Genomic DNA, 9,447 nt, shown 5'->3' with positions numbered 1-9,447 from the left:
GCAGACGCGAGACCGCGGCGGCGGCCTCTGCGGTCGAGCCCACCTCGCCGGTGCCGTCGAGCAGTTCGAGGCCGGCGGGGGTCAGCAGGGCACGCAGCTCGGACATCTCCACGCCTTCAGCCTAGGCGCGCGGGGGCGGACGTTCCCGGGCTGGCACTCGCATTGCATGAGTGCCAGCCGACCGCCTACACTGGCATTAGCACTCTCGGGTTGAGAGTGCGAACGAGTCTTTCGTGTCAGCGTCAAGAAAGAAGAGGTAGACCGTGTCGGTTTCCATCAAGCCGCTCGAGGACCGCATCGTCATCAAGCAGGTCGAGGCCGAGCAGACCACCGCGAGTGGCCTGGTCATCCCCGACACCGCCAAGGAGAAGCCCCAGGAGGGCGAGGTCGTGGCGGTCGGCCCCGGCCGCATCGACGACAACGGCAACCGCGTTCCGCTCGACGTCGCCGTCGGCGACCGCGTGCTCTACAGCAAGTACGGCGGCACCGAGGTGAAGTTCGGCGCCGACGAGTTCCTCGTCCTGTCGGCTCGCGACGTCCTCGCGGTCGTCGTCCGCTGATCAGCTGAATCCCGTCCCCGCCGCGCGCGGGCCACGGATCCGAAGGGGTCCGGATGCCACGGCATCCGGACCCCTTCTGCGTTTCCGCCAATCGTCGGTCACTTCCCGCCGATCTTCCCGAGCGGCCCGGTGACCGGCGCGGTGGGGTCGCGCCGCGGGCATAGGGTTGTGCGGTGACCCCCGAGACCGCCCGCGCCACCCCGACCGCGGGCGTCGTCTACGCCGCGTCCGCCTACGTCTTGTGGGGGGTCCTGCCGCTGTACTTCCTGCTCCTGGCGCCGACGGGCCCGTGGGAGGTCGTCGCGTGGCGCGTGGTGCTGTCCTTCGTGTTCTGCCTGCTGCTGCTCACGGTCACGCGCGGGTGGGCGGCGATCCGCGTGATCCTCCGCACGCCCCGGCTGCTCGGGTGGACGGCACTGGCCGGTCTGCTCATCTACATCAACTGGCAGGTGTTCCTGCTGGGCACGCTCAGCGGCAACGTGGTCGAGACGGCGCTGGGCTACTTCATCAACCCGATCACGACCGTGCTGCTCGGGGTGTTCGTGCTCAAGGAGCGCATCCGCCGCCTGCAGTGGGTCGCGGTGGGCATCGCCGCGATCGCGGTGGTCGTGATCATCGTGGCGTACCGCTCCTTCCCGTGGATCGCGCTGTCGCTCACCGCCTCGTTCGGTGTGTACGGGCTCATCAAGAAGAAGATCGGTCCGGCGGTCGACGCGGTCAGCGGGCTCACGCTGGAGTCGTTCTGGCTGCTGCCGATCGCGGTGGTGCAGCTGGTGGTGGTGGCGCAGACCTCCGGCCTCACGATGGGCGCGAACGGTGTGGTGCACGCGCTGCTGCTGGGTTTCGCGGGCGTCGCGACGGCGGTGCCGCTGCTGTTGTTCGCGGCGGGGACGCGCCGCGTGAACCTGGCCGTGATCGGCATGATCCAGTTCCTCACGCCGATCATGCAGTTCCTGATCGGCGTGGTGGTGCTGCACGAGCCGATGCCGCCGGAGCGATGGATCGGGTTCGTGCTCGTGTGGATCGCGATCGCGGTGTTCGTCGCCGACCTGCTGCTGGCCGGGCGGCGGGGACGCCGGATCGCGCGCGCCGCCCTGCTCTGATCCCCGGGCTCGACCGCGGCGACACCCGGTGTCGGATCGTTAACGCACCGAGATACTTGCACCCCCTGCGCGCTGACCTCACGCCCTAGTGTTAGAGCACCCGCCTGTGGTCACAATCCACGTTCAGTCACGCAAGGGAGCATCCATGAACGCACTGAAGGGCTCGCGCACCGCGAAGGTCTTCGCCGGGATCGCGCTGGTCAGCGCATCCGCCATCGTCATCGCCGGCTGCAGCAGCACGCCGAACGCCGAGCCGTCGGAGGGTGGCGGCGACAAGCCGGCCGCCGACCTGACGCTCAAGCTCGGCTCGCTGCTGCCCGCCACCGGATCGCTCGCCTTCCTCGGCGCTCCCATGGAAGCCGGCGTGCAGCTCGCCGTGCAGCAGATCAACGAGGCCGACGCCGGTGTCACGATCGACCTGACCACCGCCGACGAGGGCGACCTCGACAACAAGGCCTACGAGACGTCGATCACCAACCTGCAGAACGCGGGCATCACCGCGATGATCGGTGCCGCGTCGTCGAGCGTCACCAAGCTGATCCTCGACAGCAACGCCGGTGCGGGCATCCTCACCGTCTCGCCGTCGAACACGTCGCCCGACTTCACGGGCATCAACCCGCTGTACTTCCGCACGGCGCCGAGCGACAACCTGCAGGGCGAGGTGCTGGGCAACCAGATCGCCGAGGACGGCCACAAGACGCTGGGCATCATCTACCAGAACGACCCGTACGGCACGGGCCTGTTCGAGGCCATCAAGGCCACGTTCGAGGGCACCGGCGGCGAGGTCGTCGCCGACGCGTCGTACAACCAGGGTGACGGCCAGTTCAACGCCCAGGTGTCGGAGATCGCGGCCGCCAAGCCCGACGCGGTCGCCGTGGTCTCGTACGACCAGTTCGCGACCATCGCGCCGCTGCTCGCCAACGCGGGCATCGACACCGGCTCGCTCTACCTGGTCGACGGAAACCTGAAGGACTGGGGCTCCGACATCCCGGTGAGCCTCGAGGGTTCGAAGGGCACGCGCGCCGGCGCCGAGCTGCCGCAGGACTTCCTCGACCAGCTCAACGAGGTCTGGACGGCCGACGGCAACGACCCGATCGACGCCGTGACCTACTCGGCCGAGGCCTACGACGCCGTGATCCTGATCGCCCTGGCGGCCCTGAAGGCCGGCTCGGTCGAGGGTGCCGACATCGCCCAGCAGATGATCACCGTCTCGGGTGGCGAGGGCGACGGCGAGAAGTGCAAGGACTTCGCCGAGTGCGCCGCGATCATCAACGACGGAGGCACGCCGGACTACGACGGCCTCTCCGGTGAGATCACGTTCGACGAGAACAACGACCCGAAGGGCGCCGCGATCGGCGTCTACGAGTTCGGCGCAGACAACACCACGACGCGGATCAAGTAAGCCGCATCGCGAAGGCCCCGGGCTCCGGCTCGGGGCCTTCGTCGTGTCCCACGGCGGGCACGGCGCGACGCGTTCCGCACGCAGAAGGGCCCGGCATCCGCGGATGCCGGGCCCTTCGCGGCGCGTGTCAGGCGGCGTCGGTGCCGAGCGTGCCCAGGTAGAGGCCGATGACCTTCGGGTCGTTCAGCAGCTCGCGGCCGGTGCCCTCGTAGGCGTCGCGGCCCTGATCGAGTACGTAGCCGCGGTCGCAGATCTGCAGGCAGCGTCGTGCGTTCTGCTCGACCATGATCGTGGTCACGCCCGCCTTGTTGATGTCGGAGACGCGGATGAACGCGTCGTCCTGCCGCACGGGGGAGAGGCCGGCCGACGGCTCGTCGAGCAGCAGCACGGACGGGTCCATCATGAGCGCGCGCGACATGGCCACCATCTGGCGCTCGCCGCCGGACAGCGATCCGGCGCGCTGCTTCAGGCGCTTGCCGAGTTCGCCGAAGATGCTGGAGACGAACTCCAGCCGCTCCGCGAAGATCTTCGGGTTCTGGTAGAGCCCCATCTCGAGGTTCTCCTGGATCGTGAGCGACGGGAACACGTTGTTCGTCTGCGGGACGAACGCGACACCGCGCGCCACGAGCTTGTCCGCCTTGAGGCCGACGATGCTCTCGCCCTTGACCGTGATGTCGCCGTCGCGCACGTTCACCATGCCGAAGATGGCCTTCAGCAGGGTCGACTTGCCGGCGCCGTTGGGGCCGATGATGCCGATCAGCTCGCCCTTGTGGGCCACGAGGTTCGCGCCGTTGAGGATGTCCACCCCGGGGAGATACCCGGCGTGCACGTTGGTGAGCTCGACGACCACGTCGTCGTTCTTGATCTCGTTCCGCTCGACGGGCGCGTCGGTCATGGCTTCTCCTCCTCGGCCTCTTCGGCCTCGACTTCGGCTTCGACCTCGGTCTCGATCTGCTCGCGGATGCGCTCCGCGTCGGCGTCCGAGATCACGGGCAGACGTCCGGTCACGGCACCCAGGTCCACGTCCTGATGCGCGCCCAGGTAGGCGTCGACGACCGCGGGGTCCTCCATCACGGTGTCCGGCGGCCCCTCGGCCACGACGCGTCCCTCGGCCATCACGACCACCCAGTCGGCGATGTGACGCACCATGTGCATGTCGTGCTCCACGAACAGCACCGTCATGCCCAGGTCCTTGAGGTCGAGGATGTGGTCGAGCAGCGACTGCGTCAGCGCCGGGTTCACGCCGGCCATGGGCTCGTCGAGCATCACCAGTGTCGGGTTGCTCATCAGTGCGCGCGCCATCTCCAGCAGCTTGCGCTGGCCTCCGGAGAGCGACGCCGCGAAGTCCTGCTCCTTGGCGTCGAGCTTGAACCGCGTCAGCAGCTCGTGGGCGCGCTGTTCGATCTCCTGGTCCTGCTTGCGCCAGAGGAAGGGGAAGAGCCCGGCCCAGAAGCCCTCGCCGCGCTGGTCCTTCGCGCCGAGCTTCATGTTCTCCAGCACGGTCAGCAGCGACAGCGACTTGGTGAGCTGGAACGTGCGCACCTGCCCCATGCGGGCGACCTTGAAGGAGGGGATGCCGGAGAGGTTGGTGCCGTCGAACGACCAGGTGCCGCTGTTGGGCTTGTCGAAGCCGCACAGCAGGTTGAACAGCGTCGTCTTGCCGGCGCCGTTCGGGCCGATCAGGGCCGTGATGGCGCCGCGCGGGATCTCCAGGTGGTCGACGTCGACGGCCGTGAGGCCGCCGAAACGCCGCTGCACGGCGTCCACGACGAGGATCGGGTCGACCTTCTTGACGCCGGGCACCGCGGGGCCGGCCGTGAGGCCGGTCGTCTTGGCGCGCGGGGTGCTTTTCGCGGGCGTGACCGCCGCGTCGTTCTCACTTGACAAAGGTCATCTCCCTCTTGTTTCCGAGGATGCCCTGCGGGCGGAAGATCACGATCAGCATCAGCACGATGCCGATGAGGATGTACCGCACGACATCGGCCTGCGCGCCCGACATGGGCAGGTAACCGGCGTTCGCCATGGCGGGCAGCAGCGCGCCGAGGAACGCGAACACGATCCAGAACAGCACGGCGCCCAGCGTGGGCCCGAGCACCGTCGCGGCGCCGCCGAGCAGCAGGATCGTCCACAGGAAGAACGTCAGCGACGTGGAGTAGCTGCCGGGGATCACGGCCGACGGCAGGATGAACACGATGCCGCCGAGCGCGCCGATGATGCCACCGACCACGAGCGCCTGCATCTTGTACGCGAAGACGTTCTTGCCGAGCGAGCGCACCGCGTCCTCGTCCTCGCGGATGCCCTTGAGCACGCGACCCCACGGGCTGCGCATGAGCGCCCACACCACCAGCACCGCGAGGGCCAGGGCGATCAGGCCGACCACGCGCACCCACAGGTCGGTCGCGTTGTAGGTCCAGGGACCGAAGCCGTACGTGCCGGTGGGGAAGGGGTTCGCGTCGCGGAAGCTCTGGTGGTAGCCGGAGAGTCCGCCCGCGGAGTTGGTCCAGTCCTTGAACAGCTCCGTCACGAACATGAGCCGCACGACCTCCGCGGCCGCGATGGTCGCGATGGCGAGGTAGTCGGCGCGCAGGCGCAGCGTGGGGATGCCGAGCAGCAGGGCGAACAGGGCCCCACCCAGCACGCCGACCAGCACGCCGGCCCACCACGGGAAGCCGAAGGTGAGGATCGAGATCGCGTAGCCGTAGCCGCCGATCGCCATGAACGCGGCCATGCCGAAGTTGAGCAGTCCGGTGTAGCCGAAGTGCACCGCGAGGCCGGTCGCCGCGAGCGCGTACGCGATCGTCGTCGGGCTGAACAGATAGGAGGCGGTGTTGCCGAAGATGCTTCCGAAGTCCATGTGTCAGCCCAACCTTTCCTTGCGTCCGAGGATGCCCTGCGGTCGCACGAGCAGGATGATGATCAGCGCGACCAGGGCGCTGGCGTACTTGAGGTCGGAGGGGACGCCCAGCAGCGTGGACACCTCCACCGCGAGCCCGACGATGATCGAGCCGATCAGGGCGCCGATCGCCGAACCAAGGCCGCCGAGGGTGATGGCGCAGAACATCAGCAGCAGCATCTGCATGCCCATGTCCCACTTCACTCCCGGGCGGAAGTACGCCCACAGGATGCCCGAGATGGCGGCGAGCGTGCCGGCGAGGATCCACACGATGCGGATGACCTTGTCGACGTCGATGCCCGAGGCGGCCGCGAGCTGCGGGTTGTCCGAGATCGCCCTCGTCGCCTTGCCCGTCCGGGTGCGGGTGAGGAAGAACGCCACGCCGAGGATGACGATGATGCTGGTGGCCATGCCGATCATGTCGATGTACGACAGCGAGATCGGCCCGAGGCGGATCGGCTCGGGGCTCGCGCCGGGGAGCTGGTAGGTGTTGCCGCCGATGATGTACTGCAGCGTGTACCGCAGCGCGAGCGAGAGGCCGATGCTCACGATCATGAGCTGCACCACCCCGAGGCCCTTGCGGCGCAGCGGCTTCCAGATGCCGGCGTCGAGCGCCCAGCCCAGGGCCGCGCCGCCGATCACCGCCGCGATGATGCCCGCCCACAGCGGCAGCTGCCAGAAGGTCGTGAACACGAGGGTGATCACGGCGCCCCAGGTCACCATCTCGCCGTGCGCGAAGTTCGACAGCCGTGTGGTGCCGTAGATGAGAGCGGCGCCCATCGACGCCAGGCCGAGCAGGAGCCCGAAGTTCAGGCCGCCGACGATGCGCGACAGCAGCTGATCGAGGAACGACACCGTGACCCGCTCGCCCGCGCCGAGGAAGAGGTTGACGATCTTGGTGCCGGTGAGCCCGAACTCCAGTTCGAACGAGGCCGTCGTGCCCGACACCGGCTGGATGCCCTCGGGCAGCTGCGAGGCGTCGACGATCACACCGTCGGGGAGCGTGGACTCGTCCACCGTCAGGGTGTACGTCTCCTTCTCCGGCACGTACAGGCGCCACTTGCCCTCGGCGTCGGTCTCGGTCTCGGCCTCGAAGCCGTTGCCCTCGATCGACATGACCACGCCCTCGACGGGCTCATCGGCGTTGGTGACCACACCCGCGAAGTAGAAGTCGGTGACCTCTTGCCCGTCGTCGGTGGTGTCGGCGGAGGCCGCTGAGGGAGGGAGCAGCAGTGAGGCCGCGAGCGCCATGAGGATTCCCAAGAAGACGAAAGCCCAGGGGCGCTTCCGCGGTCCGGCGAGTGCTGTGGGTCCCACGCAACCTCCACTGTGAGTGCTGTCTCCGCGGACTCGGGTCGAACCGCGGGGATGGACGACGCACTTGAGCGTAATGGGCGATCCGCGAATCACCTACCTCTCGGGCCAACGGTCCGGTAACGACGGGGGACTGGGAATGTTCTCGGGCGTGTCTCGCTTAGAATCTGCATACGGGCTCAGCCCCGCCCCGGCCGATGTCGACCACCCACTCGCACCCGGACCCGCGCCACGCGCGCAGGAGGAGATTCCATGGACCAGCACGATCCCTTCGGCTTCGTCGGACTGACCTACGATGACGTTCTGCTCCTGCCGGGGCATACCGACGTCATCCCCAGTGAGGCCGACACGTCGTCGCGGATCACGCGTCGCATCTCCGTCGCGACGCCTCTGCTGTCCAGCGCCATGGACACCGTCACCGAGTCGCGCATGGCCATCGCGATGGCGCGCGAGGGCGGCATCGGCATCCTGCACCGCAACCTGTCGATCGCCGACCAGGCCGCACACGTCGACCGCGTCAAGCGCAGCGAGTCGGGCATGATCACCGACCCCATCACCACGACCGCCGACGCGACGGTGGAGGAGGTCGACGCGCTGTGCGCCAAGTACCGCATCTCCGGCCTTCCCGTGGTCGACGCCGAGGGCCGCCTGGTGGGCATCATCACGAACCGCGACATGCGGTTCGTCTCGGGTTTCGAGCGTCAGACCACGTTCGTGAAAGACGTCATGACGAGCGAGAACCTCGTCACCGCACCGGTGGGCGTCGCGGCGGGCGAGGTCATCGCCCTGTTCGCGAAGCACCGCGTGGAGAAGCTGCCGCTGATCGACGAGGACGGCAAGCTCGCCGGGCTCATCACCATCAAGGACTTCGACAAGAGCGAGAAGTACCCGCTCGCGACCAAGGACGACCAGGGCCGCCTGCGCGTCGGTGCGGCGATCGGCTTCTTCGGCGACGCGTGGGAGCGGGCCGAGGCGCTGCGTGACGCGGGCGTCGACGTGCTCGTGGTCGACACGGCCAACGGCCAGTCGCAGGGCGTGATCGACCTGGTCAAGCGCCTCAAGGCCGACGAGTCCTTCGCCCACATCGACGTGATCGGCGGCAACGTCGCGACGCGTGAGGGTGCGCAGGCGCTGGTCGACGCGGGCGTCGACGCGGTCAAGGTCGGCGTCGGCCCCGGCTCCATCTGCACCACGCGCGTGGTCGCGGGCGTCGGAGTGCCGCAGGTGACCGCCGTGTACGAGGCGTCGCTCGCCGCCCGTCCGGCCGGCATCCCCGTGATCGCCGACGGCGGCCTGCAGTACTCGGGCGACATCGCGAAGGCCCTCGTCGCAGGCGCCGACGCGGTCATGCTCGGTTCGCTGCTCGCCGGTACCGACGAGTCGCCGGGCGAGATCGTGTTCCAGTCGGGCAAGCAGTTCAAGCAGTACCGCGGCATGGGCTCGCTCGGGGCGATGCAGACCCGCGGCAAGCAGACCTCCTACTCCAAGGACCGCTACTTCCAGGCCGACGTGCCCAGCGACGACAAGCTGATCCCCGAGGGCATCGAGGGGCAGGTGCCGTACCGCGGCCCGCTCTCCGCCGTCGCCTACCAGCTCGTCGGCGGGCTGCGGCAGTCGATGTTCTACGTCGGCGCCCGCACGATCGAGGAGCTCAAGGCCCGCGGCAAGTTCGTGCGCATCACCTCGGCCGGGCTCAAGGAGTCCCACCCGCACGACGTGCAGATCGTGGTCGAGGCGCCCAACTACAAGAAGTGAACAGCGCCCCGCACCGGGGCGACGACGAGGGGCCGGATGCGCGCAGCATCCGGCCCCTCGTGTGTGTTGCGGGTTCAGCCGCAGCGGTAGGTGACGCCGCCGACCTCCCACACGCCGGGGCCGAGCTCGGCGCACATCCCGAAGATGCCCGCGAACACGGTCACCAGCAGGATGATGCCGATGATCTCCAGGATGGTCAGCACCGCGCCGACGATGATGCCGGCGATCGCGAGGCCCTTCGGCGCGTGCGCCTTCCCCAGCTGCACCGCGGCGATGATGCTGAGGATGAGGCCGATCGGCGGCAGCAGGAACGCCAGCACGAGTCCGACGATCGACAGCACGCGTCCGGGAGGCGAGGCCGGCGCGGTCTGGCCGTAGGCGCCGGGAGCCGCGGGACCGGGCGGCGGCGGGTACGCGGCG

General features: G+C 68.7%; 9 protein-coding genes. 4 read left to right on the top strand and 5 right to left on the bottom strand.

The genetic code is table 11. From position 1 onward, the window contains the following. Window positions 1-263: 263 nt before the first annotated feature. The 3 genes from groES to DW309_RS06455 all read left to right on the top strand — a co-directional run bounded on the left by groES (window position 264) and on the right by DW309_RS06455 (window position 3,065). Window positions 264-560, top strand: coding sequence for a co-chaperone GroES (groES, locus tag DW309_RS06465; protein WP_017203655.1), 297 nt, complete (start codon window positions 264-266; stop codon window positions 558-560). 173 nt (window positions 561-733) lie between these two features. Beyond that, on the top strand, window positions 734-1,663 hold the full coding sequence (rarD, locus tag DW309_RS06460; RefSeq protein WP_136035192.1) for an EamA family transporter RarD: 930 nt from the start codon (window positions 734-736) through the stop codon (window positions 1,661-1,663). A gap of 145 nt (window positions 1,664-1,808) precedes the next feature. Then, window positions 1,809-3,065: an ABC transporter substrate-binding protein gene (locus DW309_RS06455; RefSeq protein ID WP_136044892.1), complete on the top strand. Its 1,257-nt coding sequence runs from the start codon at window positions 1,809-1,811 to the stop codon at window positions 3,063-3,065. Window positions 3,066-3,192: 127 nt separating this feature from the next. On the opposite strand, the gene DW309_RS06450 is transcribed toward DW309_RS06455, so the two are convergent. Genes DW309_RS06450 through DW309_RS06435 form a run of 4 tightly spaced genes read right to left on the bottom strand, consistent with a single transcriptional unit; the run spans window position 3,193 to window position 7,209 of the window. Further along, window positions 3,193-3,960: an ABC transporter ATP-binding protein gene (locus DW309_RS06450; protein ID WP_136044891.1), complete on the bottom strand. Its 768-nt coding sequence runs from the start codon at window positions 3,958-3,960 to the stop codon at window positions 3,193-3,195. After that, on the bottom strand, window positions 3,957-4,952 hold the full coding sequence (locus tag DW309_RS06445; RefSeq protein ID WP_168387197.1) for an ABC transporter ATP-binding protein: 996 nt from the start codon (window positions 4,950-4,952) through the stop codon (window positions 3,957-3,959). Before DW309_RS06445 ends, DW309_RS06450 begins: the two co-directional genes overlap by 4 nt. Then, window positions 4,942-5,919 (bottom strand): branched-chain amino acid ABC transporter permease, encoded by a 978-nt coding sequence (locus tag DW309_RS06440; RefSeq protein ID WP_136035189.1) that lies wholly within the window; start codon window positions 5,917-5,919, stop codon window positions 4,942-4,944. Before DW309_RS06440 ends, DW309_RS06445 begins: the two co-directional genes overlap by 11 nt. Before the next feature lie 3 nt (window positions 5,920-5,922). Continuing rightward, a complete protein-coding gene (locus DW309_RS06435) occupies window positions 5,923-7,209 on the bottom strand; it encodes a branched-chain amino acid ABC transporter permease (RefSeq protein ID WP_136035188.1) in 1,287 nt (428 codons plus the stop codon). A 315-nt stretch (window positions 7,210-7,524) separates the two neighbouring features. On the opposite strand from DW309_RS06435, the gene guaB reads away from it, so the two are divergent. Then, window positions 7,525-9,027: an IMP dehydrogenase gene (gene guaB / locus DW309_RS06430; RefSeq protein ID WP_136035187.1), complete on the top strand. Its 1,503-nt coding sequence runs from the start codon at window positions 7,525-7,527 to the stop codon at window positions 9,025-9,027. 74 nt (window positions 9,028-9,101) lie between these two features. On the opposite strand, the gene DW309_RS19425 is transcribed toward guaB, so the two are convergent. Then, the coding region (locus DW309_RS19425; RefSeq protein WP_168387196.1) for a hypothetical protein at window positions 9,102-9,447 on the bottom strand (346 nt) is incomplete at its 5' end.

Origin of the sequence: Microbacterium sp. K41 (genome assembly GCF_004794395.1) — a bacterium.
Classification (GTDB): domain Bacteria; phylum Actinomycetota; class Actinomycetes; order Actinomycetales; family Microbacteriaceae; genus Microbacterium; species Microbacterium sufflavum.
The sequence above is the reverse complement of the archived record's forward strand: the minus strand, read 5'-3'. Positions and strand labels throughout refer to the sequence as shown.

What these genes read in the sequence shown, in the direction of transcription:
- DW309_RS06455 (WP_136044892.1), top strand. Translation starts at nt 1,809, where the DNA reads ATGAACGCACTGAAGGGCTCGCGCACCGCGAAGGTCTTCGCCGGGATC.
- DW309_RS06440 (WP_136035189.1), bottom strand. Translation starts at nt 5,919, where the DNA reads ATGGACTTCGGAAGCATCTTCGGCAACACCGCCTCCTATCTGTTCAGC.
- DW309_RS06435 (WP_136035188.1), bottom strand. Translation starts at nt 7,209, where the DNA reads ATGGCGCTCGCGGCCTCACTGCTGCTCCCTCCCTCAGCGGCCTCCGCC.
- DW309_RS06450 (WP_136044891.1), bottom strand. Translation starts at nt 3,960, where the DNA reads ATGACCGACGCGCCCGTCGAGCGGAACGAGATCAAGAACGACGACGTG.
- guaB (WP_136035187.1), top strand. Translation starts at nt 7,525, where the DNA reads ATGGACCAGCACGATCCCTTCGGCTTCGTCGGACTGACCTACGATGAC.